We start from the raw sequence: 21,974 nt of genomic DNA, 5'->3' as shown, positions 1-21,974 counted from the left end.
TGAGGAAAGAAAGGAGCTTATCCAATGAGTGAGGATTTGAAAAAAAAATTACTTGAAGTCGTACAAAATCATAAAGTAGGTACATTAGCAACTATTAGACAAAACAAGCCTTTCTCTCGTTTCATGCTGTTTTTTAATGAAGATTTAGTTTTATATACTGCCACCAATAAAGATACTCACAAGGTTGAGGATATTAACGCAAACCCTAATGTTCATATTTTATTAGGGAATGATTGTAAAGGATGGGACGACCCATATGTGGAAATTGAAGGGACAGTTATGGTGGAGGAATCTAAAGAACTTAAAGAAAAGTTCTGGAATGATCACTTAAAAAACTGGATACCAAGTGCCGATGATCCTGATTATATGCTTTTAAAGATTTCCCCTTCCTCTTATCGTTATTTTGAAAAGTCTTCAAGTGAACCAGAAACACTGTCATTATAAAGGAAAAGCCAGGTGAATTATTATTTCATCTGGCTTTTTTATTTCCTCTATGAAATTAACTCAAATGTTTCCTCAATTTCGATACTCCCTTTAACCGACTGAGCCATTGGACAATTTTTACTAGCTAATAATATTGATTGATGAATCTTGTTTTCGTTTAAATTTTGACCTTTGATTTTATAGTGAATATGTATCTTTTCGATCTTATTTGCTTCAGCCTCATTACGTTCTACATCAGTAGATATAGTTATATCCTCTATCTCTATTCTTTTCTTTGATAATATCTTACGTAATACACCACCACTACAAACAGCAATTGATGCGACCATTAGTTGATACGGTCTATATCCATAGGCCTCATCTCCTGCTACATGCAATTCTCCATATTCTGTTGTTGTTGTAAAACCAACGTCTTTCTTCATTTTAAATTCCATTATCTTCACCTCAGCTTTTAGTTATTGTATCTAAAAAATGACGATTACAAAAGAATGTTATCTTATTTTTCTTGTATAATTTTATTATTCAGTATAAAGTATTACTGGCATTTAAGAATTATTTCTACTATCACGTGAGGTGCTTACATGAATACTCAACGAGTTCGTTTTTGGATATTAGTTTCGATCGTCGGGATTTCAGGATTCAGCCAAGGAATGCTCCTACCACTAATTGCTATTATTTTTGAAAACAGTGGGGTATCTTCGGACTTAAACGGCTTCAACGCAACAGCTTTATACGTTGGGATTCTTTTAGTATCTCCCTTTATGGAATATCCTTTAAAACGTTTTGGCTATAAACCAATTATTATCCTCGGCGGGTTAGTCGTTGCTTCCTCTCTTGCATTATTTCCGTTATGGAAATCATTTTGGTTTTGGTTCTGCCTACGACTACTAATTGGAATTGGTGACCATGCCTTACATTTTGGTACACAAACATGGATTACCTCCTTTTCGTCTGAAGATAAAAGAGGAAGAAACATTTCACTGTACGGTCTATTTTTTGGCGTTGGCTTTGCAGCAGGCCCATTACTCGCTTCACTAGTCAACATTAACGAAGCATTACCTTTTATCATTTCATCTGTTCTTTGTTTCATTGGCTGGTCTCTATTGTTTCTTTTAAAAAACGATTATCCTGAACAAACCATTGAGGTTAATTCGATGAAAGAAACAATGAAACGATTTAGAAGTGCATGGAAATACGGCTGGGTTGCATTTTTACCCCCTTTAGGATACGGCTTTTTAGAGTCCTCTTTAAACGGTAGCTTTCCTGTTTACGCACTTCGAATTGGTCTTGATGTAACGAATATTTCTGTTTTATTGTTTTCTTTTGCAATAGGGGCAATCACATTTCAACTTCCGCTTGGAATATTAAGTGACAAATTTGGAAGAAGAACTGTGTTAATGTTTATTTTATTCACAGGCTTTTTGAGCTTTACAACCGCCAGTTTTGTTGAAAATTCACCTATAGCTCTCATTATTTGTTTATTCATATCTGGAATGGTTGTTGGCTCTACCTTCTCCCTAGGAATCAGTTATATGACTGACCTAATGCCAAAAAACCTTCTTCCAACTGGAAATCTCCTATGCGGAGTTGCCTTTAGTGTAGGCAGTCTAGCAGGTCCTTATCTAGGTGGTATCTTTATCAAGTACACCAATGATATTAGCTATTTCTTCATCATAAGCAGTATGTTGTTACTCATATTTATAGCTGTTACTCTCTATAAACCAATGTTATCGACAGAGCCATCTACTAAACCCTCTATGGATCATTTTTCAAGCTGACATTTTGTCAGCTTTTTTCATTTTCAAAACCTCCTATAGACTTTTTTGAAAATTTTCAAAAAAATGTTTGAACATTTCATTCAAACTGTTATATAATACAACTAACAACAATAAACTGTATCATAACAATAACCAAAGGGAGATGGGAAAATTGATGAACAGACAGGAACGTAAGAATATGATTGAATTTATTGAAAGAATGAAGGAAATTGACAAAGACTCTTTACTGTATATGACAGATGCTGATATTGAACATATTTACAGCACCGTTTATAACAACTGTCTTGAACATGCTGAGTAAAGAAAAAAGGCTGACTAGGTTTTAATCCTAGCCAGCCTTCTCTGTTTAATGATAACCGTTTTGACCGTTTGCACTACCGCTTGTTTTATGTTTTGGACTTTGTTTAGAGTTTTGCTTGTTATGGCTTCCGCCTTTTTTTGTATGTTTTGCCATTGTTGAATCCCCCACCTTCTTAAAAATAAAGACTTTTGTCTTCTTACTTACTATTTCACTTTAAGGGATGCAATATGAACTAAAACATTTGGTAATTTATTTTAAAGCATGCTTCCTTTTATATAAAAGCGCATTGAATTCTCCACCAAGAATAATGATCATTCCTGATAAATAAAGCCACACCATTAAAACAATAATTCCTCCAATACTTCCATATGTGGCACTATAATTTGCAAAATTACCAACATAATAAGAAAACGCAAGTGATACAGCAATCCAGCCGATTGTTGCGGCAATCGCACCTGGTACTCCGTCCTTAAGATGCAAACGCTTATTAGGTGCAACAAAATATAAGGCTGTAAACACAATAAACAGTATTACTCCACTAACAAGCCAGCGCAATGTATTCCAAATCGTTAGAAACTCAGCTGAAACACCAAAATGAGAAAAAATAAAAAGACCAATTTCTTTTCCAAACACAGGTAACAATAGAGCTACAATAATGACAAAAACCATAGCAATTGTCAGTACAATCGCCATTCCTCTTGCAACTACGAATGAACGGCTTTCCTCTACATCATATGCCTTATTAAAAGCTCGAACAATGGCATTAATCCCATTCGATGCTGACCAAAGAGTCGCAATAATACCAAATGATAAAAGCTTACCATTTTTATCATTTAGAATTTGATTTAGCGTATCATTGATGAGTTGCATTGATTCTCCAGGTGCAAACTGTTTAATTGTGTTTAATACATCCTTTTGAGAAATCGGTAAATACCCAAGCAATGTGATTAAAAAAATGAGAAAAGGAAATAACGACAATAAAAAGAAATAAGAAAGCTGAGCTGAAAGACCTGGTACCTCATCACTTGTAAATCTTTTCACTAATTCTTTTAGGAACGAACCTTCTTTAAACATGCATTCACCTCACGATTGGTCTCGTTTCGGAATGAACCTTTCTTTTGTTTCTTGTACTAAGCCTACAACTTGTGGTGTAGTTTCTCTAAGCTCTTTCACCTTTTCATTTAGAAAGGAAATATCTTCTGACACTTCTTGTACTTTATCCTTCACATTATCTATCTTTTGCTTAACCTCGCTCGTTAATGTAGTAGGTTCATCAACGTAGCCTTTAATTTTTGAGGATACATTTTTACCTGCTTGTATAACGTCTTCACGAGTATGTTTGTCCAATAATGAAACAGCTGCTCCAACAAGGGCGCCGATTACCATACCTCTAACTAACTTATTTTCATTTGCCACCTAACATACCTCCTATGATTAAAGTTTATGTAAAGATTTGATTTCTTTTAATAAATTGCTACAGCTTTTATGGACCATTTCAAAAACTTCATCAAAGTTACCTGTATAATAAGGATCAGGAACATCTACACTATCTGAGTCTTCGACATAGTCCAATAATCTTCGAATTTCCCCTGTTGAATTGTATCCTGCTAGCCGTCTAATATTCCCAATATTTTCATTATCCATCCCAATCAAATATTCATATTGAGATAGATCTTCTTTCGTAAGCTGTCTTGCCTTTTGTCCCTCATAAGAGATGTTATGATAATCTAAAATACGACGAGTTCCTTCATGTGGAGGTTTCCCTGTATGCCAGTTTCCTGTACCAGCTGAATCAATTTGAATGGCCTCCTCTAGCCCCTCCTTCTTAACTAAATCTCTCATAATAGCTTCAGCCATTGGTGAACGGCATATATTCCCCAAACAAACAAATAAAATACTAACCATTATGTCCTCCTTACTTATTTCCCAATAGTTTTCTTTTAAAAACAAGTTCTTCTAATTATTATGATAATATGTTTCCTTATTTGAATACAATTCGCTTTAACACTTGATTAGGATAAAGTATCAAGTTTTTGAATGTGCGCTAGTATTTCATGTTACAATAACCATAACGATTACCATTCCGAGAAAGGATTGAAGGAAATGAACCTTACTGAAAAGTCAGTTGAAAATGTTGAGTATATGATTGAGCAAATCAAGGAAAAACTCAGAGTTCTAAATCTAGGTGCTATTAAACCTTCTCATTTTGATGAAGAAATGTACGAAGAATTAAAAGATATTTACGAACATGTTATGAAGAGAAACTCCTTCAGCCCAAATGAAATGCAAGCCATAGCAGAAGAATTAGGAAATCTTCGCAAAGGACAATAAACTGATTCTGTCTCCTTCCCTACTTACATATGAATGTAACAAGGAGGGGGATTTTTTTATGTTAAATTGGTGGTTAGCTACAATCAGTTTATGTGGATTCCTCATTACCTCAATTATCCTTGTTCTATATGGTTTAAAAGCTGCTGTTAATTCTGAAGATTCCTATCGTGTTGATCCATTGCCAACTGAAGATAGTAGAAAGAATAAAGAATAAGTAAACCCCCCTATTTGTTAGGGGGGTTTTACAATGCATATTAAACAAACGTTTATTTAAGAAAGTAACTTTAATGATTCTCTAGTAAACGCAGGTAAATCATCAGGGTTCCTGCTTGTTACAAGTTGGTTGCTGCAAACTACAACCTCTTTATCATGTACATTTGCACCAGCATTTTCCAAATCAATCATAATGGATTGATAACCAGTTACATCACGGTTATTTAATGATTCAGCAGAGATAAGCAATTGTGGTCCATGACAAATCGCAAAAACAGGTTTTTGATCTTCCATGAACTCTTTTGCAAAACTAATATATCTCTTGTCCGCTCTTAATTGATCTGGAGAAAATCCTCCCGGAATAAATAAGGCATCAAATTGACTAGATTCTACCTCATCAATAGAAGCATCGATTTCAACTCTCGCTTCACCTTGTTTTCCTGTTACTGTTTTCCCCTTAACTTTTTCAATTGTAGTTATAGAATGGCCTTGTTCTTTGAATGCTTTTGCCGGGTCAGTATATTCAATATCCTCAAATGAATCAGTTAATACTACAGCAATATGCTTAGACATATTGTTATAACCTCCTCTTTTTGAATACATTTCTGTATTACCCGTACTCGTCCACATATAAACTCTTAGCAAAAGGTTTTTTCCAACTAATAGCGAATATAAACAAAAAAGAAGTGAGTTGATATAAATGACAATAAAAGTTATAGAAGCCACAAAAGACGATGTACATTTTCTTTGGGATATGTTGTACGAGGCTGTTTATGTGGATGAAAATTCAGATAAACCCCCACGCAGTATTATTGAAACACCTGAGATGGCAAGTTACGTCAAAGACTGGGGAAGACACGGAGATCTAGCATTACTTGCTGTAGATTCAAATGAAGATAAGCTTGGAGCTATTTGGATCCGCCTTTTTGACGATATAAATAAAACGTATGGTTACATTGATAAGGAAACACCAATACTCAGCATGGCCACTCTTCCACAATACAGAGGAAAAGGCATTGGATCAGAGTTATTAAAAGAAATTAAATCACAAGCAGCATCAAAAGGATATCTAAGAATTTCACTTAGTGTAGATCCCTCCAATCCTGCTCGACGTTTATATGAAAGATTTGGATTTCAGAAAACTGGGATCGACGGGACTTCTTGGAACATGGTAGCTGAGTTAGGAGAGTTGTGAAATAATTAAGGGATTAATTAGTGGGAAAACCACACTCGCTAAAATGGTCATGGGTCTACTAAAGGAAACAAGTGGAGATATCGAGTATAAAGGAAAGCCACGCAAACTAAAGAATCATCGTGATCGAAAAGCTTATTGGCAAGATATCCAAGCCATTTTTCAGGACCCATTCTCTTCTTTTAATTTATTTCACAAAGTAGAAAAACTATTAAATGACTGCATCGAATTACAAGGCTTAAAGCTTTCTAAAGAAGAACGCTTTGAGAAAATGAAAGAAGCATGTACATTTGTTAACCTGAAATTTGAAGAGCTTTATAATAAATATCCTTTTGAGCTATCAGGTGGACAAATGCAACGGTTGATGATTGCTAGAATTTTTCTTCTTCATCCAAAGGTATTACTAGCAGATGAACCAACCTCAATGGTTGATGCCTGCTCTCGCTCTACTATTTTAGATATGTTACTAAAGCTAAGAGAAGAAAACAATATGACGATTATCTTCATTACTCATGACGTCGGTCTTGCCTATTATGTAAGTGATACACTTTATATCATGGAAAAAGGAAAAATTGTTGAACAAGGGAGTGCCGATAATGTCTTAATGAACCCTCAGCATCCATACACACAGCAGCTCATTTCTGACGTACCTAAGCTGCATGAAGCGTGGGATTTGGGATAATAGAAAAGCGCAAGCGCCTTGACCAGCCTCGGGCAATAAGATGATTTGCCATGGAAGGCGTTCTTGGCCTTCAATGGCAAATTAGCTTATGACCTCGAGGGGCTAGGTGCTTGCGCTAGACACTAAAACTACGTACAAAATTTTAAACTTTCTTTCTTACCTCTTTACAAAGAAGGCCGACTAACATAAGTTGGCCTCTTCTCTTAACCCACTTTCAATTTCCTTTATAAAGTCACTTACTTTCTTTTCATAGCCCTTCGGATCTGTATTATATGCTTCTGCATGACCTGCTTCAGGAACTAAATAGAGCTTTTTATTTCCCTTTTTTCGTTTAAACATGTCTAACGTCATTTGCAAAGGAATAAACGTATCTTCTTTACCATGAATAAATAGAATGGGGGTTTTTGTTTTTTCTAACCCTTTTATTGGTGAAATTTCAGGGAAACTCCACCCATGACGTAACTTAATTATAAGACTTACAACATCAATAAGAGGATAAAAATGCAGCCTTAAATCAAGCCTCAATCTTAATTTTAATAAGCTTGAAAAATCGCTAAATGAGCAGTCAGCAATACAAAACTGCACTCTGTTGTCTCGTTTGCTTACCTCTAATGCCGAGGCAGCTCCAAGTGATTCGCCCAACAAACCTATAAATGCACGATCTCCCATTCGCACTGATAAGTAGTCAATCCACGCTCTTAAATCATCTTTTTCATAGTAACCAAAAGAGGTATAATTTCCTCCACTTAATCCATGAAACCGATGATCGCATAACAAAACGTGAAATCCTCTTTCCTGAAACATTTGTACATATTTAAAACTCCCAAACAAAGACCAGCGAATTCCATGAGCAATAATAATTACTTTTGTACTGTTTTTCACTGGAAAAAGCATTCCATGCAACTTATATCCATGGTAGGACGGAATATATAATTCTTCTTTTTCTAACGTGTGAAAGATGTTAGCATCAATTTCTCCCTTTTGAATGCCAAGCTTATACGTTTTGTCATAAGGAACCCTTTTCGGCGAAAGAAGAAGACGGCTTAGCAAATACACACCTATTGAACAGACGAGCATCGAAACAAGAACTACCCCTATAAGCCATTGCCACATTCACTTCTCTTCCCTTCTAGGCTTTTTTATATTTTATTGAAATGCACAAGAAGGTGTGACAAGAAACGGAACAGGATTAAAAACCTTCCGATTTGAATTTAAGGTGATGGTGTCTTTCTGGGAACAGGAACGATCAGTTGTTATCATATTGATAAGACAATTATGAAGCAAACAAAAAAATCCTGTACACCTATGATGCTTAAACTCACAGGTATACAGGATTAATCACGTTATATCGTCCACTGATCATGAACAATCGCAACAAGCTTCCATTCATCCTTAGCATTTTTTTCAAAAACAAGGTTTAATGCCTTCCAATCCATATTGCCATTTTCCTCTGTTCCTTTTACGTAATACTCAACAACTTGAGAATCAGGAAATTTGTCTCTGATATTTTTAATACTATTCCCTCGTGCTTGTTCTGGATTATAAACGACCTCATCGGCCTGATGGTAGCTCGCATCATAAATAAATTCATCATAATATTCACTTGGAATTAACTTAATTGGCTCACCACTTCCATCTCTTACCCCCCATGTATACTCTTCTTCGAAATGGAAGAAATGCAAGATGTCCTCCTGCTTGAATGTAACAGCATCGTCCTCTATAAAAGCGTATGGCGAAAACAACACACCCTTATCCGAATGAACATAGGTAGAAAGTTCTTTAAAGTTTTGATCCTTTAAGTAACCTATTACTTTTTCAGCATTTTCTAATACGAGCTCCTTATCATCTTTTGGTGGCTCAGCTGCTTCTTCCTCATTTGTTTCGGTATCTATTGTTTCTTCTTCTGTTACATTATCTTCTTCTACAGGTTGATCTCCTTGCTCTTCTGTACTTTGCACACAACCTGTTAAGAGTAAAATAATAAGAAATAGAAGATAAGTTTTTTTCACTCTAGCCCTCCTCGAATGAATGTTTTATTTATTTCATTTTGTACAACTTCCTTTAAAATTATAAATTCCCTCTTTATGAACAAGAAAACAACATTTGCGAAACTCTTCATGTATGTGAGTTAGGTCTAAATAAAACTTTAAATACAAAAAAACCACATTACGTTTAAGTAAAATTTTTCAAAACTCTATTGTATTTCGTGACCCGAAAGAGTATGATGAGGAACGTAGATTTTTAGAATCGAGGTATTCAAAATGAAAATAAGAGATTGGGATACAAATCTTAAGATACGATTATTTGGTGAAGCCTTGATGAACATAACATTTTGGATGTTCTTCCCCTTTTTAACGATTTATTTCGCTGATGAATTCGGTAAAGCACAGGCCGGCTTATTCCTTATTATATCGCAAGTTTTTTCAGTTCTTGCCAATTTAATGGGTGGATATTGTGCTGATCGATTCGGAAGAAAAACCATGATGGTAATGGCTTCATGTGGTCAAGGTTTATCCTTTATGATATTTGCATTATCAAATTCTCCTTGGCTCGAAATGCCTATTCTCGGCTTTATTTGTTTTGCGTTCGCAGGAGTATTTGGTTCTTTTTACTGGCCAGCCTCTCAAGCAATGGTTGCCGACGTAGTTGAAGAAAAGCATCGTAGTAGCGTTTTTGCTATTTTTTATACATCTATTAATATTGCTGTTGTCATCGGACCTATTTTAGGTGCAATTTTTTATGTTCAGTATCCATTTGAAGTATTATTAGTTGCAGGATTCATTTGTATGTTGCTTTCTCTTTTATTAGCAAAGCAAACAAGAGAAACTGCACCTCCCTACAAAGCAAGTTCAGCTGATGAGGCCCGGAGATGGTATAGTCCCATACTACAACAAATCCAAGATTATCGAATTATCTTCCGTGACCAAACGTTTTTACTTTATATAATTGCAGGTGTTCTCGTTGCACTTACCTTTATGCAGCTAGATATGATTATTCCTGTTTATATGACAGACATGATTCAACAGCAAGAAATGTTCCGCTTTGGTGATTGGTCCTTAACATTAAACGGTGAGCAAGCATTTGGCTTGATTCTTTCAGAAAATGGTTTACTTGTGGCTCTATTTACAATTTTCATAACAAAATGGATGGGGACATTCAAAGAGAGGAATGTTTTTGTCCTTTCTTCTTTCATCTATGGAATCTCAATGGTTGTTTTCGGTTTTACGAGCTCTCTTTGGCTCTACATCCTAGCTATGGCAATCTTTACATTTGCAGAACTTATGACAGCCGGAATCCAACAAACGTTTGTTTCAAAACTTGCCCCTGATCATATGCGTGGTCAATATTTTGCCGCTGCTAGCCTGCGATATACAATTGGGCGTACGATTGCACCAATCGCCATCCCAATGTCATTATGGTTTGGTTATCAAATTACTTTTGTGATTCTTGGAGCACTAGCAGTATTAAGTGGATTCTTATATTATGTGATGTTTCAAAAAGCAGAATTAAAACAGGTTAAACATATAGAAGCTAGTTAAAAAAAGCTGTAAAACGAAGAAGTATCTCGTTTTACAGCTTTTTTGTATGAATGTCATAAATTTGTATGTCTCAAATTTTCAGCTTTTATAGACGTTTCTCCCATTAATTGTGCAATTGTCTTGTTATCCTCTGTTAAGTTTTCAACAGTTGCACTCATTTCCTGAAGACTTGCTGAAGATTGTTCAATAATAGCTGCCAGCTCATTTGTGGATAGCTGTACATCACGTGACTGACCTTTCACAAGATTAGCAAACTGTGTAAATTGTTCAAATTGCGAAGATAGGTTTTCTAATGTTTTCTTCACATGATCGATCGATGTACTTACCTTGTCCGTTGACTTTACACTTCGATCAATAAAAGAATAACTGTCCTCCATCTTTGAAACAGCAGCTGCATTACTTTCATTTAAAGTTTGAAGATTTTCATTTATTTTTTCTGTTGTAGCCCTTGTCACATCTGCTAACTTTCTAATCTCTGAAGCAACAACTGAAAACCCCTTGCCAGATTCACCGGCTCGGGCAGCTTCAATAGACGCATTTAAGGCAAGCAAACCAGTTTAGTCAGTGATTTCCTTTATTGAATTTGTTAATTGATTCATTTCTGTAATTGTGTTTGTTAGTAACTTAAACGTATGATCTAACTCAGTAATCATAGCTTTTAACTGGTGCATATCTGAATTTAATTCATATACCTGCTGATTCCCTTCAAGAATAATGTTACTTGCACGAGTGGAATCTTCTTTTAGATCATTTGAAATAGAATGAAGCTTTTCCATTGATTGCATCGTCAGCTGTGCATTTTCAGATATATCGTTAATTTGATCTGATTGATTTTGACTGCCTGCTGACACTTCTGTAATAGCCTGTTTCATTTCTTGTTGCGCTTCTAAACTATCTTGAACTTGCTTATTAACAATCGAAATGGCTTCCACAATTCCAGATACATTTATTTCAAGATGTTGCTTCTGTTTCTCTTTCTCACTCGCTTCACTTTCAGCCTGATCAAGAAAATTCTGTAGCTGACGGAATTGTCGTGCATTTAATTGAATAACAATTCCAAGGACTAACCCTGATAATACATAGACAATTCCTGCTGAAGCAAAAATAGTTGATAAAGCTAAGTTATCTTCTTGTCTCAAAATAAATGATAAAGTAAAAGCGATGAACCCTAGTGTATAGCCTAAAGCAAAGATATCCCTCTTCATATGGATAGAGGAAATTAAGGTTAAAAATAAAATAATAATAATAATTTCAGCATTCGGCCCCCATATAAAAAGAGCAGAAATCAAAAATACATAGATTGTAAAAATACTAGTGTACGGGAAAAATACTGGTTTATTTAATAGCTTTTGAAAGATAAGATACAGCAATGTAAACGCTAACAATTCTCCTCCATAAAAAATCCCCTTGGACATATCCTGAACTGCTATTGTTTTAGCCATAGCCATTATCAAGGAAATGGAGAAACTAATAAACATTAATGTATTTTTTTTCGTCATATCAGTATTAACCATTTTTTCTATCGCATTCATACATATCCCCCTTATGTGTACCCCTTTTATAAAGAAAATATATCATGAATGGGCAAAATATCCCATTATAATTTGCAAAATAATTCGAGTTTTCTCTAAAAAACAAAGCATTTGTCAATTTCTAATGTTTTTTATCATAAAATTTTTCTGTTCTTTAAAATCGCTCTACGGCAGTTTTTTAAGAAAAAAGTTGAAAATCCCCCCTTTTCACACAGTTTTATAGATGTTACAATGACACCACAAAACTTAAAATGGCTTCTATTCTTATCGGAATAGAGGCTATTTTTGTTACGTTCTATTGAACGATGCTCTATTTATTCTAAAAAATTCAGCTGAAAGGGTGATTTCAATGCATTACGGAAGCAAAGGATGGTATGTTGAAGAACTTAAGAAATTAGGTGTTCGCCGTCATGAAGAGAGAAAACTCGAAAGCTACAAAAAACATTTTCTAGCTAACCTTCTTGAGAAACATAGCAAATAATTTTCTCTTAAAAGAATTAGAGGCACACCATAATGTGTGCCCCTAATTAGTCATATGGTAATGCTTGATAAAAATAATTTGGTTTTATCACTTTATTTTCATAGCTTTGATGAAAAACATGTGTTGTTGTAGGTGATACAGGAGGAATCAACCACGTCCAGTCACCAGTAATGTCTCTGGAATTTTCACGTTCGTTTTGTTCAAACCGTTTGAATTGCTGAGCAGCAGTATGGTGATCAACAATACTTACACCTGCATTTTTAAAGGAATGAAGAACTGCAGCATTCAGTTCGATAAGCGCTCTATCTTTCCATAGATTTGCATGACTTCTTGTATCTAAATTCATAATCGAAGCTATTTTAGGTAGAAGATTGTAGCGAAACGAATCAGCTAAATTTCTTGCACCAATTTCAGTTTCCATATACCAACCGTTAAATGGGGCTGCTGTATACTCAATCCCACCAATCTCCAGCTTCATATCGGAAATGATTGGAACACCATACCATCTTAAATGAAGATCTGCTATAGCTTTTATTTCTGGGTGGACGATAGACACCTCTAATACTTTATCTTCTGGTATTGCAAACAACTTAGGATGTTGATTATTAACCTGAATAATGAGTGGAAGCACATCAAAATTCGTTCCCTCTCCCCGCCAGCCTAGTTTCTCACATTGCTTTGTAAACAAGATAGAAGCCGGATCTCCTAAAATTCCGTGCTCTGTTTCATATCCTGCATAGCGAATTAATTGATGATTCCATATTCTAACATCATTTTCTTTCCCTAATGAAGGCTTAAAAATAGTGATAGCCGGCCTAATCTTACCAGCGTTTGTAGCAAAGGAAATATGATTTTGCAACGCTTGAAAAACCTCTTCTTCTGATTGTGTATGGCGTTGATCAAATACAGTTAATGAATTCCAAAATAATCTCCCAATACATTTATTACTGTTTCGCCATGCCATTTTCGCTCCATGCTCGAGCTCTTCAAAGGTATGGTCGTAATAGCCTTTGTATTCTATTTGAGATTTAAGTTCTTTTATTCGTTCATCTATTTGGTCGCTTGATTTCCCAAGTTCTTTATAAGCGATTTTTATAAATTCAATTGCTTCATGTTCTAGCTGCACGTTTGCAACCAATCTGGTCACCTCTTAAAAGTTCTTACATATTTTCTTATATCTTACTTCCTGTCCGTTCCTTGCGTCTATTCTAAACTCTCGTTGATTAAATTTCTTTCTTAGAATACTTTAGGTCCCAAAGCTGTTTTAATACCGGCATTTCGATCATTTCTTCCTCTGAAACATGGTTCCACTCAACACCATTAGGTTTTTCATATGGAGAATTAGTTTTTGTAAGTCCATTTTCAGTTGCAATCCAATCTACCGTTAAATCGAATGTATCTCTAGGAATATCATCACCAACTAATTGGGTACTATGAATAGTCGTAACAATTGGAACAGGTGGGTTACCCAACTCACGGATAATTGCATATTCACGATCAGCATAGCCCTCCCCTTTCCCCAGTCTTCTCCCGTCCGAATGAATTGCAACCGAACCAACGACCATTAAATCAATGGGCGGTATTTCTGTTAAAGGAATTTCTTTTCCATATGATTTAATGTGACTTAAGCTTGCGGCTTTACGTTCCTCCCCAGCAGGAACCCACTCCGGTTTTACCAAAATAAAACCAGCCTTAAGACGTGGAGTAGGGACAAGTAATACCTTCCCATCTAAAAGAATTTGTTTACGCAACGGAAGCTGTGGAGCATCAGGATTTACTTTAATCACTTTTGCTTCTTTATATTCCGGCAATGTTGTAATATGAGCTGCAGCAATTTCCGATCCTTTAAAGTTAAGAATCCGATTTACTAGAGGAAAAGGAAAGCGCCCGTTCTTCTCCTCAGTAAGCTGATTCCAAACCTTATGTCTAATTTCATCCTTTGTTTTCATATAAAACTAAACTCCATTCTATTACGTTTGTTACCTGTATTATAAACAAAGTGAAAAGGATACACACGTATGAGGATTATATGAAGTGTATGTTTCAATTCGGATAGTTCGAATGGATTGACTGCATTTTGAGAACGGAGAACCTTTTGACGTGACTACCGGATTTAGACGTGACCAATCCTTGTTTTGACTTAACGTCTTATGATTTTGACTTGATCAGAAGCCGGTTTGACCTGACTACAGACAACACAACCCATGTAATTCCTCAATGTAAGTTTGAACAAATGTTTAATTAAATTTATAGATCGTGCTCTTCCACAAGATAACTTACCTATCAAAAAGCTAAAAAGACTTAATACACTTCATAGGGTGCACTAAGTCTTCTTCCATTATTTACTCTGTTCAATTTCTTCAACTAGAAGAGATAATTCTTCCCAACGTTCCATGGTTTCGTCCAAGGTTTGCTCGACTTTCTCTTGCTCTTTATAAAGCTCTTGTACTTTTCCAAGGTCACTTCCTGCTGCAGCAATCTCCTGTTCTAGTTGCTCTTTTCGTTCTTCCAACTCGGCAATTTTATCCTCAATTCCTTCCCATTCCTGCTGTTCTTTATAGGAAAGGCGTTTTTTCTTATCCTTTTTGTATGAGGTTTTATCGGTAGCTGTTTCTTCTTTTACTGAATTCATTTCCTGTAGTTTTTTCTCTTCCATGAAATCTGAATAACTGCCTTGGAATCGAGTAATATTTCCATTGCTTTCAAAAACGATCAGATGATCGACTACACGATCAAGAAAATAGCGATCATGGGATACAGTTAACACAACTCCCGGAAATTGATCCAAATAATCTTCTAACACACTTAATGTTTGTGTATCAAGGTCATTTGTTGGCTCATCTAGAAAAAGAACATTTGGCTCCTCCATTAAAACTTTTAATAAGTAGAGCCTTCTTCTTTCTCCACCTGAGAGCTTACGAATGTAGGTCCATTGAGCTGAGCGAGGGAACAAAAAGCGTTCAAGCATCTGCTCAGCTGTTATGACTTGATTATCAATCGTATAGACTACTTCAGCTGTTTCTTTAATATATTCAATAACACGAAGGTTTTCATCCATTTCTTCATGCTCTTGTGTATAAAAACCAATTTTAACCGTTGTTCCTACATCAATTGTTCCCTGATCAGCTTTAATACGCCCTGCCATAATATTTAAAAGTGTCGACTTTCCTGTTCCATTTGGACCGATAATTCCAAGCCTTTCACCTGGAGTAATTAAATAACTAAAATCATTTATAAGGCTTCTGCCATCATAAGCTTTAGAAATATGTTCAAGCTCTAACACCTTTTTCCCTAGTCGAGTGGAACCAATCGAAAAATCTAAATCTTGCTTTGCTGCAGGTCCTTTTTGTTCCTGAAGTTCCTCCGCTCTACCAATTCGTGCCTTTTGTTTAGTAGTTCGTGCCTTTGCACCTCGTCTAAGCCAGGCTAATTCGCGTCTTAACAAGTTCTGACGTTTTTCTTCAGCTAGCTCTGCGTTCATTTCCCTCTCAGCTTTTTTCTCTAGGAAAACCTCATAGTTACCTGAATATGTATAAAGCTGGCCCTGATCTAATTCAAATATTTGATTTGTTACACGGTTTAAAAAGTAACGATCATGAGTGATAAGAACAATAGAACCTTTATATTGTGCTAGAAAGCCTTCAAGCCATTCAATTGTCTCATTATCAAGATGGTTCGTCGGCTCATCGAGAATGAGTATGTCTGCAGGCTGAATTAAGGCTTTAGCAATAGCAACCCGTTTCTTTTGACCACCTGATAAATGGTTGACCGGCTTTTGAAAGTCGGTAATTCCTAGTTTCGTTAATATTGTTTTTGCTACAGTATTTGCTTCCCAAGCATCGTGCTGATCCATTTTCGCCTGCACATTCATGAGATGCTTGAGCTTTGTTTCATTTTCTGGGTCCCGTTCAAGTTCACTTTGAGCAAGTTCATATTCTCTCATTACCTGCATGATCGGGGCATCACCGTAATAGATTTGCTCTAAAATTGTTAAGTTCTCAGTTAATTCTGGCTGCTGTGATAAATATTCAATTCTTATTGTATTTGAATGAGTTATCTCACCTGAATCAGCTGACTCTATGCCCGCAATCACCTTTAATAGTGTTGATTTTCCCGTTCCATTAACTCCTATTAATCCAATCCTCTGCTTTGCTGCAATGGTAAATGATATATGGTCAAATAATGTCTTTTCACCATATGTTTTATATAGATTTTCTACCTGTAATATGCTCATTTTATCCAATCCTTCAACAATTTTATCTATTGTATAGCATAACAGGTAGTTAATAGTAAGAAAAGTGGGAGCAATAGAGGCAAAATTAAGGACTTCCTTTTTTATCTATCAATTTTGCCATATAATCTATCATTCGACAAAAATAGCTGCGTAAGCACCAAACACAAAAAGCCGCATTACGCGGCATCTCCTAATCTACTGTTGACCATCCTCAGCTTTCTCTAATAAAGAGTTAGCTAATACAGATAAACTGCTCGTTGTATGATTAATCTCTTTAATAGATTGAACAATAGAATCAAGATCATGTTTATTGCGATCAAACATTGATAAATAGTTTACCATTTCCATCTTTACTGTAAGTAATCCACCTTTTACCTGCTGAATTTTATCTTGTGATGCTTGAGTTGAGTCATTCATCGCTTTCATATTATCAACTAAATGTTTAGTAGAGTTATTATTTTTTTCAACTAATGTTTTGATCTCATTACTCATCTTTTTAGAGTTTTCTGCGAGTTTTCTTACTTCTGATGCCACAACGGCAAAGCCTTTTCCTTCTTCACCAGCTCTAGCCGCTTCAATTGAGGCATTTAATGCTAATAGATTTGTTTGATCAGCAATTTCTTCGATGCTTCTTGTCATAGCCAGTATCATTTCTGAAGTATTTTTCAAATCAATAATTCCCTTGATTGACTTGTCCATCCCGCCAATAACATCATTAAAGGTACCAATCATTGATCCCATTTGTGATTCATTTTCATTTGTTAAGCTAACTAGATTTTGACTACTTTTCTGAGTTAATTCTATTTCCTTTCGTATTTGGTCAGCTTTTGTACTTGTTTCATAGATCGTTGCTTCCGTTTCTTCTACTGAAGCTGCAACTTCTTGACTAATAGCTACTAATTCCTTCTGTAGAGACTCTTTGGACGCATTTAGTTGCTCCAGCTCATTCATTCTTGATCCAATATAGTTTTCAATTACTAATTGTGAATCAAGATTTGTCACATGTGTTACAGCCAAAAGAACCTTTGATAGCATTTCTGGATCCTTTTCAAACTTTTTTACAATTTGAGGAATTAACAAGGTGTTCAATGCAGAATAAGTAGCAATAAACCATGACGCTGGTAAACTAGCACCATTGTGTGTACTTCCAATTCTTTTTCTCATTTGAAAATATTCTTCATCAAGATTTCCACTAAGGATACTTTTAAAATAATGTACAAACACTTTGTATAACCGATCTCTAGTCGTATTTTCTGTGGCTATCTTTTGTAGTAGTGGTTGTTTGAAAAGGTGATTTAGAACATTTTGCAGTACCTCGTCGATGATATCTAATAAAAAAGGTTGTGATTGTTGTAGTATTTCAAGATATTCTTTTTTAAAGCCCATATACTGAAGTCTTAAAGAAATTTCTTTATCAGAAACAACCGCAATTTCATGGTCTTCTGGAAAATTAATTTTTGGTTGAAATGTATAATCCTCTATTGGTTTTTTCTTTAATCCAAACATCTGTCTTCCATCCTCTCAGTTTCACGTTTTCATTATTGTATAATATTTGTACTACATTTGTATATCTTTACACCTACAAAATAACTTAAAATATCTAAATTTTATATTGCATTATCTTCCATAAAACTTTACCATTAACTGTATTAAGTATATTAATACAGTTAAGACGAAGGGGGTTACAAATGTTTCAATTAGATGTAAGAAGCAGAAAGCCCATATATGAGCAATTAGTCGACAAAATAAAAGAGCTTATCATCAACCGGATTCTTAAGCCTGATGAGCAATTACCTTCTGTTCGAATGCTCTCAAGTCAGTTAACGATTAATCCAAATACGATTCAAAGAGCTTATCGTGAGCTTGAAAATCAAGGATATATCTACTCCATTAAAGGGAAGGGAAACTTTGTTTCTGCAATAGAACATATGCCAAGCAATGAACAATTGGATGATCTAAAAAGCGACATAAAAAAACTAATTGCCGAAGCGATCTATTTAGGGTTAACAAAAGAAGATTTATACGTATTATTTGATGAAGCACATCACCAAACAAAGGGGGTAAAATACAATGATTCAGGTAAATTCCGTAAATAAAAAATATAACGATCACCTTGCTGTAGATGACCTTACCCTTCATGTTAAGAAAGGATCAATCTATGGATTATTAGGCTCTAATGGGGCTGGAAAAACCTCACTTTTAAAAATAATCGCAGGCATTAATCGAGCTGATAAGGGAACGATTTTGATTGATGGCATACCCTCTTACGAAAATGTACAAATAAAAGAACGGGTTATATTTATTCCAGATGTTCTTTATTTTTTCCCGCAAGCGACAGTAGCTCAAATGGCATCTCAATACAGAGAGTATTATCCAAAATGGAACCAAAAACGTTTTGAGCAGCTTAGTTCAGCCTTTAATATTGGCTTAAATAAAAAGGTACATAGACTATCTAAAGGCATGAAGCGACAAGTGGCCTTTTGGCTTGCTTTATCAGCGATGCCAGATGTCATGATCCTCGATGAACCAATCGACGGTCTTGATCCTGTTATGAGGCAAAAAATTAAAAATCTATTATTTCAAGATGTAGCTGAAAGAGAAATGACAATTATTATATCTTCTCACAATCTTCGAGAAATCGAGGACTTATGCGATCATGTTGGGATTATGCATAAGGGAAAAATCATGATTGAAAAAGAAATAGATGACTTAAAATCTGATACCCATAAGGTTCAACTAGCTTTAGCTGATCCTACACACGAGGAGCATCTATTAAATCAGCTGCATATTTTACATTATGAAAAACGAGGAAGTGTTTCTCTTTTAATTGTTCGAGGTAGTGAAGAAAAAATTAGTAAAATCATTCATTCAACAGATGTTTTGCTTTATGATCTATTACCTTTAACATTAGAAGAAATATTTATTTATGAAATGGAGGATGTGGGTTATGAAATCGAGAAAATCCTTCTATAAAAATGCTGTCATCAAGCAAGACTTCAGACAATTTGGATGGATTAGCCTTGTCTATTTAGTTAGTCTTTTATTTACATTACCACTTGGCCTCCTTCAAATCGCATCTAGAAAATATGTCATTTTTTCAGATTATAAGAATTATTTAATGGTGAATCCAGAGATACAAATCGTTCTATACTTTGCAGTCCCAGTTGCTGCAGGATTATTACTGTTCCGCTACATACAAAATGAAGCTTCAGTAGATATGATCCATAGCCTTCTTATTAAAAGAAAAACATTATATGTCAGTCATGTAATTAGTGGTCTACTTCTATTAATTGTACCGATCATTATAACGGCCATTATTACATTCTTTGTGACAAATACAATTGAAGGGTTTTCTAATATTCTAACAATTTCAGATCTTTTTTCTTGGATAGGTATTGTTACTTTATTAACGTGCATGATGTTTTCTTTTTCCATTGCAGTTGGTTTTATTACAGGGATGTCAACTGTACAGGCAATTTTAACTTATATACTTCTTTTTTTACCTATTGGTATGGTTACGATGGTTACATATAATCTCTCTTTTCTTCTCTTTGGGTTTACGACTGCCTTTATAGAAGAAGAACTTATGTATCTATCTCCATTTCTACGATTCGTTGGAAGCTGGGAAGGACCTCAACCATATTCAATCCTTGAAATAATGATCTATATTCTTTTTACTGTGTTCTTTTTTGTTATTGGTTTAGTTTTATATAAATTAAGACAGCTAGAACGAGCAACTGATGTTATTGCCTTTCCTTTCTTAAGACCGATTTTTAAATATGGTGTAACTTTTTGCAGTATGATTTTAGGTGGCAGTTATTTTTCTGCTACAGGTGATCTTAATTGGAATTGGATTATATTTGGCTATATCATTGGAGCGTTAATTGGTTATACAGTAGCTGAAATGGTTTTACTCAAAACATGGCGTATCCTTCGCCTCCATTTCTTTACAGGATTTATCATTTACAGTGTTATATTTATCGCTGTACTATTAGGTATTAAAACAGACTTAATCAATTATGAAGCTAATCTACCTAGAATGGATCAAATCGAAGAAGTTTACTTCGGTAATAAGTATGATATGCAAGAGTTAATTAGAAACGATATTGACCCATTTTCCGATAATAAGCTTTATATCCAAGACGTAAGAAACCTCCATGAAGAAATTATCAATCAAAAAGATTTTATTGAATCACAGCAGCATTCAGATATAAACAAAGTACAAGGATTCATTACATACCGACTGAAGGACGGTAAACAATTTACACGCGAGTATCAATTACCTGCTGAAGCCTTCCAAAAAAATCTTACACCTGTAATGGAATCAGAGGGTTATATTGTTAACAAACCTGAATTCTTCCAGTTACAAAGAGAAGATATTTTAAATATGAGAATTCATCCAGTTGGTCCTGGGCATCACACTAATACGATTACGATTTCAGATAAAAAAGAAATTGAAGAATTTAGAAGAGTATTAGAAAAAGATATACTCTCTCAATCTATAGAAGATATTGTCAGTCCAGCAACTCCTTGGGCTTATATTGACATTGAATTCAAGCGTAGTAATAACGAGGAACATTTTTTTGACGGCTATTCAATTGATTGGAAAAAGTCTTATGACAATGTTACGAAGTGGTTAGATGAACATGGTTATTTAGAGGATGCTCGGATTGATGTTCATGATATTAAGGAAGCTGAATTGACAATTGTAAACCCTCAAAATCAAGCTGAAGATATGTTCTCACCAGAAGAGTATTATCAAACTGGTCAAAAGCATGCGACAATAACTGATAAAGAGTCTCTAACAACACTTATCCGCCACTTTACTGAGTATTCATCAGATCATACTTATTATGTGAAACTCATTCTAAAGGACGGAAATGAATGGTATGGTTCTATACCTGATAAGTATATGACAGATCAGATGAAAGAGCAGATAAAATAGAAATGAAAGAAAGCAGCTAATAACTTTTTAGCTGCTTCTTTATTAGTTCAACTTACTTTTTATTCATCTGTCTACCGCTCTTCTTTTGGCTCTGATGCTGACTATTTCCTATTTGAACATCTGTACCAAATTCAATATCATTTTTGCCTTGTTGCTTTGCCATCTGCTTAGTTGATTGCTCCGAATTTTGTCTGCCTTCTTTAGACATAAATGACCCCTCCTTACAGCAATATCATTTTTAATATGTACAAATAAGTTATTTTAATTCGACAAAAACCGGGTAGTGACAGCGTACTATGTCA

25 protein-coding genes and 2 pseudogenes are annotated in these 21,974 nt (G+C 35.0%); 12 read left to right on the top strand and 15 right to left on the bottom strand.

Going from position 1 to position 21,974, the window contains the following annotated elements; translation table 11 throughout:
- The first annotated feature begins 24 nt into the window (after positions 1-24).
- The gene (locus tag COD11_RS23145) at positions 25-444 is read left to right on the top strand and encodes a pyridoxamine 5'-phosphate oxidase family protein (RefSeq protein ID WP_098799267.1); all 420 of its coding nucleotides are present in this window, start codon (positions 25-27) and stop codon (positions 442-444) included.
- A gap of 47 nt (positions 445-491) precedes the next feature.
- Here the strand turns inward: COD11_RS23145 and COD11_RS23140 are convergent, their stop codons facing one another.
- Positions 492-878 carry an OsmC family protein gene (locus tag COD11_RS23140; RefSeq protein WP_098799266.1) on the bottom strand — a complete coding sequence of 129 codons (387 nt, stop codon included), beginning with the start codon at positions 876-878 and terminating at the stop codon, positions 492-494.
- A gap of 147 nt (positions 879-1,025) precedes the next feature.
- On the opposite strand from COD11_RS23140, the gene COD11_RS23135 reads away from it, so the two are divergent.
- Positions 1,026-2,222 (top strand): MFS transporter, encoded by a 1,197-nt coding sequence (locus COD11_RS23135; protein ID WP_098799265.1) that lies wholly within the window; start codon positions 1,026-1,028, stop codon positions 2,220-2,222.
- A gap of 154 nt (positions 2,223-2,376) precedes the next feature.
- Entirely contained in the window at positions 2,377-2,523 is a 147-nt protein-coding gene (locus COD11_RS23130; RefSeq protein ID WP_098799281.1) for a BH0509 family protein, read from the top strand.
- A 249-nt stretch (positions 2,524-2,772) separates the two neighbouring features.
- Here COD11_RS23130 and COD11_RS23125 read toward each other — a convergent pair whose 3' ends face one another.
- From COD11_RS23125 to COD11_RS23115, 3 genes are read right to left on the bottom strand one after another with little or no spacing between them, the layout of a single operon-like run.
- Positions 2,773-3,597 carry a YihY/virulence factor BrkB family protein gene (locus COD11_RS23125; protein ID WP_098799264.1) on the bottom strand — a complete coding sequence of 275 codons (825 nt, stop codon included), beginning with the start codon at positions 3,595-3,597 and terminating at the stop codon, positions 2,773-2,775.
- 9 nt (positions 3,598-3,606) lie between these two features.
- Entirely contained in the window at positions 3,607-3,939 is a 333-nt protein-coding gene (locus COD11_RS23120) for a YtxH domain-containing protein (protein ID WP_098799263.1), read from the bottom strand.
- An 18-nt stretch (positions 3,940-3,957) separates the two neighbouring features.
- The gene (locus COD11_RS23115) at positions 3,958-4,428 is read right to left on the bottom strand and encodes a low molecular weight protein-tyrosine-phosphatase (protein ID WP_098799262.1); all 471 of its coding nucleotides are present in this window, start codon (positions 4,426-4,428) and stop codon (positions 3,958-3,960) included.
- A gap of 198 nt (positions 4,429-4,626) precedes the next feature.
- Here COD11_RS23115 and COD11_RS23110 point away from each other — a divergent pair, with 198 nt between their 5' ends.
- Together COD11_RS23110 and COD11_RS27110 are read left to right on the top strand one after the other, a co-directional pair.
- Positions 4,627-4,854 (top strand): DUF1128 domain-containing protein, encoded by a 228-nt coding sequence (locus COD11_RS23110; protein WP_098799261.1) that lies wholly within the window; start codon positions 4,627-4,629, stop codon positions 4,852-4,854.
- 58 nt (positions 4,855-4,912) lie between these two features.
- The gene (locus tag COD11_RS27110; RefSeq protein WP_176551217.1) at positions 4,913-5,068 is read left to right on the top strand and encodes a hypothetical protein; all 156 of its coding nucleotides are present in this window, start codon (positions 4,913-4,915) and stop codon (positions 5,066-5,068) included.
- Positions 5,069-5,124: 56 nt separating this feature from the next.
- Here the strand turns inward: COD11_RS27110 and COD11_RS23105 are convergent, their stop codons facing one another.
- Positions 5,125-5,640, bottom strand: coding sequence for a type 1 glutamine amidotransferase domain-containing protein (locus COD11_RS23105; protein ID WP_098799260.1), 516 nt, complete (start codon positions 5,638-5,640; stop codon positions 5,125-5,127).
- A gap of 127 nt (positions 5,641-5,767) precedes the next feature.
- Between COD11_RS23105 and COD11_RS23100 the strand changes: the two genes are divergently transcribed.
- Positions 5,768-6,262: a GNAT family N-acetyltransferase gene (locus COD11_RS23100; RefSeq protein ID WP_098799259.1), complete on the top strand. Its 495-nt coding sequence runs from the start codon at positions 5,768-5,770 to the stop codon at positions 6,260-6,262.
- 1 nt (position 6,263) lies between these two features.
- Positions 6,264-6,941 (top strand): ABC transporter ATP-binding protein, encoded by a 678-nt coding sequence (locus COD11_RS23095; RefSeq protein WP_369689298.1) that lies wholly within the window; start codon positions 6,264-6,266, stop codon positions 6,939-6,941.
- Between the two features lie 180 nt (positions 6,942-7,121).
- Here COD11_RS23095 and COD11_RS23090 read toward each other — a convergent pair whose 3' ends face one another.
- Entirely contained in the window at positions 7,122-8,054 is a 933-nt protein-coding gene (locus tag COD11_RS23090; protein WP_098799257.1) for an alpha/beta hydrolase, read from the bottom strand.
- A 230-nt stretch (positions 8,055-8,284) separates the two neighbouring features.
- A complete protein-coding gene (locus COD11_RS23085; RefSeq protein WP_098799256.1) occupies positions 8,285-8,950 on the bottom strand; it encodes a hypothetical protein in 666 nt (221 codons plus the stop codon).
- A 252-nt stretch (positions 8,951-9,202) separates the two neighbouring features.
- On the opposite strand from COD11_RS23085, the gene COD11_RS23080 reads away from it, so the two are divergent.
- Positions 9,203-10,480 (top strand): MDR family MFS transporter, encoded by a 1,278-nt coding sequence (locus tag COD11_RS23080; protein WP_098799255.1) that lies wholly within the window; start codon positions 9,203-9,205, stop codon positions 10,478-10,480.
- Positions 10,481-10,533: 53 nt separating this feature from the next.
- Here COD11_RS23080 and COD11_RS23075 read toward each other — a convergent pair.
- Positions 10,534-11,052: pseudogene (locus tag COD11_RS23075) on the bottom strand (methyl-accepting chemotaxis protein); the annotation flags it as partial.
- Complete coding sequence (locus COD11_RS23070; RefSeq protein WP_098799253.1) at positions 11,038-12,012, bottom strand: methyl-accepting chemotaxis protein; 975 nt, start codon at positions 12,010-12,012, stop codon at positions 11,038-11,040. The gene COD11_RS23070 and the pseudogene COD11_RS23075, both read right to left, overlap by 15 nt.
- A gap of 349 nt (positions 12,013-12,361) precedes the next feature.
- On the opposite strand from COD11_RS23070, the gene COD11_RS23065 reads away from it, so the two are divergent.
- A complete protein-coding gene (locus tag COD11_RS23065; RefSeq protein WP_098799252.1) occupies positions 12,362-12,493 on the top strand; it encodes a YflJ family protein in 132 nt (43 codons plus the stop codon).
- A gap of 46 nt (positions 12,494-12,539) precedes the next feature.
- On the opposite strand, the gene COD11_RS23060 is transcribed toward COD11_RS23065, so the two are convergent.
- From COD11_RS23060 to COD11_RS28270, 5 genes and pseudogenes are all read right to left on the bottom strand, one after another.
- Complete coding sequence (locus COD11_RS23060; RefSeq protein ID WP_176551216.1) at positions 12,540-13,631, bottom strand: nitric oxide synthase oxygenase; 1,092 nt, start codon at positions 13,629-13,631, stop codon at positions 12,540-12,542.
- Positions 13,632-13,716: 85 nt separating this feature from the next.
- Positions 13,717-14,442 (bottom strand): 5-formyltetrahydrofolate cyclo-ligase, encoded by a 726-nt coding sequence (locus COD11_RS23055; protein WP_098799251.1) that lies wholly within the window; start codon positions 14,440-14,442, stop codon positions 13,717-13,719.
- A 389-nt stretch (positions 14,443-14,831) separates the two neighbouring features.
- Positions 14,832-16,727: an ABC-F family ATP-binding cassette domain-containing protein gene (locus COD11_RS23050; RefSeq protein ID WP_098799250.1), complete on the bottom strand. Its 1,896-nt coding sequence runs from the start codon at positions 16,725-16,727 to the stop codon at positions 14,832-14,834.
- A gap of 195 nt (positions 16,728-16,922) precedes the next feature.
- A complete protein-coding gene (locus tag COD11_RS28275; RefSeq protein ID WP_483296312.1) occupies positions 16,923-17,426 on the bottom strand; it encodes a methyl-accepting chemotaxis protein in 504 nt (167 codons plus the stop codon).
- 273 nt (positions 17,427-17,699) lie between these two features.
- A pseudogene (locus COD11_RS28270) lies at positions 17,700-18,233 on the bottom strand (protoglobin domain-containing protein); the annotation flags it as partial.
- A 182-nt stretch (positions 18,234-18,415) separates the two neighbouring features.
- Here COD11_RS28270 and COD11_RS23040 point away from each other — a divergent pair.
- Genes COD11_RS23040 through COD11_RS23030 form a run of 3 tightly spaced genes read left to right on the top strand, consistent with a single transcriptional unit; the run spans position 18,416 to position 21,672 of the window.
- Positions 18,416-18,823 carry a GntR family transcriptional regulator gene (locus COD11_RS23040; RefSeq protein ID WP_098799248.1) on the top strand — a complete coding sequence of 136 codons (408 nt, stop codon included), beginning with the start codon at positions 18,416-18,418 and terminating at the stop codon, positions 18,821-18,823.
- Positions 18,798-19,700 carry an ABC transporter ATP-binding protein gene (locus tag COD11_RS23035; RefSeq protein ID WP_098799247.1) on the top strand — a complete coding sequence of 301 codons (903 nt, stop codon included), beginning with the start codon at positions 18,798-18,800 and terminating at the stop codon, positions 19,698-19,700. Before COD11_RS23040 ends, COD11_RS23035 begins: the two co-directional genes overlap by 26 nt.
- The gene (locus tag COD11_RS23030) at positions 19,675-21,672 is read left to right on the top strand and encodes a hypothetical protein (protein ID WP_098799246.1); all 1,998 of its coding nucleotides are present in this window, start codon (positions 19,675-19,677) and stop codon (positions 21,670-21,672) included. The genes COD11_RS23035 and COD11_RS23030 overlap by 26 nt, the downstream gene beginning before the upstream one ends.
- A 52-nt stretch (positions 21,673-21,724) precedes the next feature.
- On the opposite strand, the gene COD11_RS27105 is transcribed toward COD11_RS23030, so the two are convergent.
- Positions 21,725-21,880 (bottom strand): hypothetical protein, encoded by a 156-nt coding sequence (locus COD11_RS27105; RefSeq protein WP_176551215.1) that lies wholly within the window; start codon positions 21,878-21,880, stop codon positions 21,725-21,727.
- Between the last annotated feature and the right edge of the window lie 94 nt (positions 21,881-21,974).

This window comes from Bacillus sp. AFS040349 (assembly GCF_002577655.1).
Lineage (GTDB): Bacteria > Bacillota > Bacilli > Bacillales > Bacillaceae > Metabacillus.
The sequence above is the reverse complement of the archived record's forward strand: the minus strand, read 5'-3'. Positions and strand labels throughout refer to the sequence as shown.

Excerpts from the sequence above, each read along its gene's own strand:
- COD11_RS23065 (WP_098799252.1), top strand. The coding sequence starts at position 12,362 with ATGCATTACGGAAGCAAAGGATGGTATGTTGAAGAACTTAAGAAATTA.
- COD11_RS23050 (WP_098799250.1), bottom strand. The coding sequence starts at position 16,727 with ATGAGCATATTACAGGTAGAAAATCTATATAAAACATATGGTGAAAAG.
- COD11_RS23140 (WP_098799266.1), bottom strand. The coding sequence starts at position 878 with ATGGAATTTAAAATGAAGAAAGACGTTGGTTTTACAACAACAACAGAA.
- COD11_RS23125 (WP_098799264.1), bottom strand. The coding sequence starts at position 3,597 with ATGTTTAAAGAAGGTTCGTTCCTAAAAGAATTAGTGAAAAGATTTACA.
- COD11_RS23145 (WP_098799267.1), top strand. The coding sequence starts at position 25 with ATGAGTGAGGATTTGAAAAAAAAATTACTTGAAGTCGTACAAAATCAT.
- COD11_RS28275 (WP_483296312.1), bottom strand. The coding sequence starts at position 17,426 with ATGGACAAGTCAATCAAGGGAATTATTGATTTGAAAAATACTTCAGAA.
- COD11_RS23080 (WP_098799255.1), top strand. The coding sequence starts at position 9,203 with ATGAAAATAAGAGATTGGGATACAAATCTTAAGATACGATTATTTGGT.
- COD11_RS23130 (WP_098799281.1), top strand. The coding sequence starts at position 2,377 with ATGAACAGACAGGAACGTAAGAATATGATTGAATTTATTGAAAGAATG.
- COD11_RS23055 (WP_098799251.1), bottom strand. The coding sequence starts at position 14,442 with ATGAAAACAAAGGATGAAATTAGACATAAGGTTTGGAATCAGCTTACT.
- COD11_RS27105 (WP_176551215.1), bottom strand. The coding sequence starts at position 21,880 with ATGTCTAAAGAAGGCAGACAAAATTCGGAGCAATCAACTAAGCAGATG.
- COD11_RS23110 (WP_098799261.1), top strand. The coding sequence starts at position 4,627 with ATGAACCTTACTGAAAAGTCAGTTGAAAATGTTGAGTATATGATTGAG.
- COD11_RS23070 (WP_098799253.1), bottom strand. The coding sequence starts at position 12,012 with ATGAATGCGATAGAAAAAATGGTTAATACTGATATGACGAAAAAAAAT.
- COD11_RS27110 (WP_176551217.1), top strand. The coding sequence starts at position 4,913 with ATGTTAAATTGGTGGTTAGCTACAATCAGTTTATGTGGATTCCTCATT.
- COD11_RS23100 (WP_098799259.1), top strand. The coding sequence starts at position 5,768 with ATGACAATAAAAGTTATAGAAGCCACAAAAGACGATGTACATTTTCTT.
- COD11_RS23090 (WP_098799257.1), bottom strand. The coding sequence starts at position 8,054 with ATGTGGCAATGGCTTATAGGGGTAGTTCTTGTTTCGATGCTCGTCTGT.
- COD11_RS23030 (WP_098799246.1), top strand. The coding sequence starts at position 19,675 with ATGAAATCGAGAAAATCCTTCTATAAAAATGCTGTCATCAAGCAAGAC.
- COD11_RS23115 (WP_098799262.1), bottom strand. The coding sequence starts at position 4,428 with ATGGTTAGTATTTTATTTGTTTGTTTGGGGAATATATGCCGTTCACCA.
- COD11_RS23135 (WP_098799265.1), top strand. The coding sequence starts at position 1,026 with ATGAATACTCAACGAGTTCGTTTTTGGATATTAGTTTCGATCGTCGGG.
- COD11_RS23040 (WP_098799248.1), top strand. The coding sequence starts at position 18,416 with ATGTTTCAATTAGATGTAAGAAGCAGAAAGCCCATATATGAGCAATTA.
- COD11_RS23035 (WP_098799247.1), top strand. The coding sequence starts at position 18,798 with ATGATTCAGGTAAATTCCGTAAATAAAAAATATAACGATCACCTTGCT.
- COD11_RS23105 (WP_098799260.1), bottom strand. The coding sequence starts at position 5,640 with ATGTCTAAGCATATTGCTGTAGTATTAACTGATTCATTTGAGGATATT.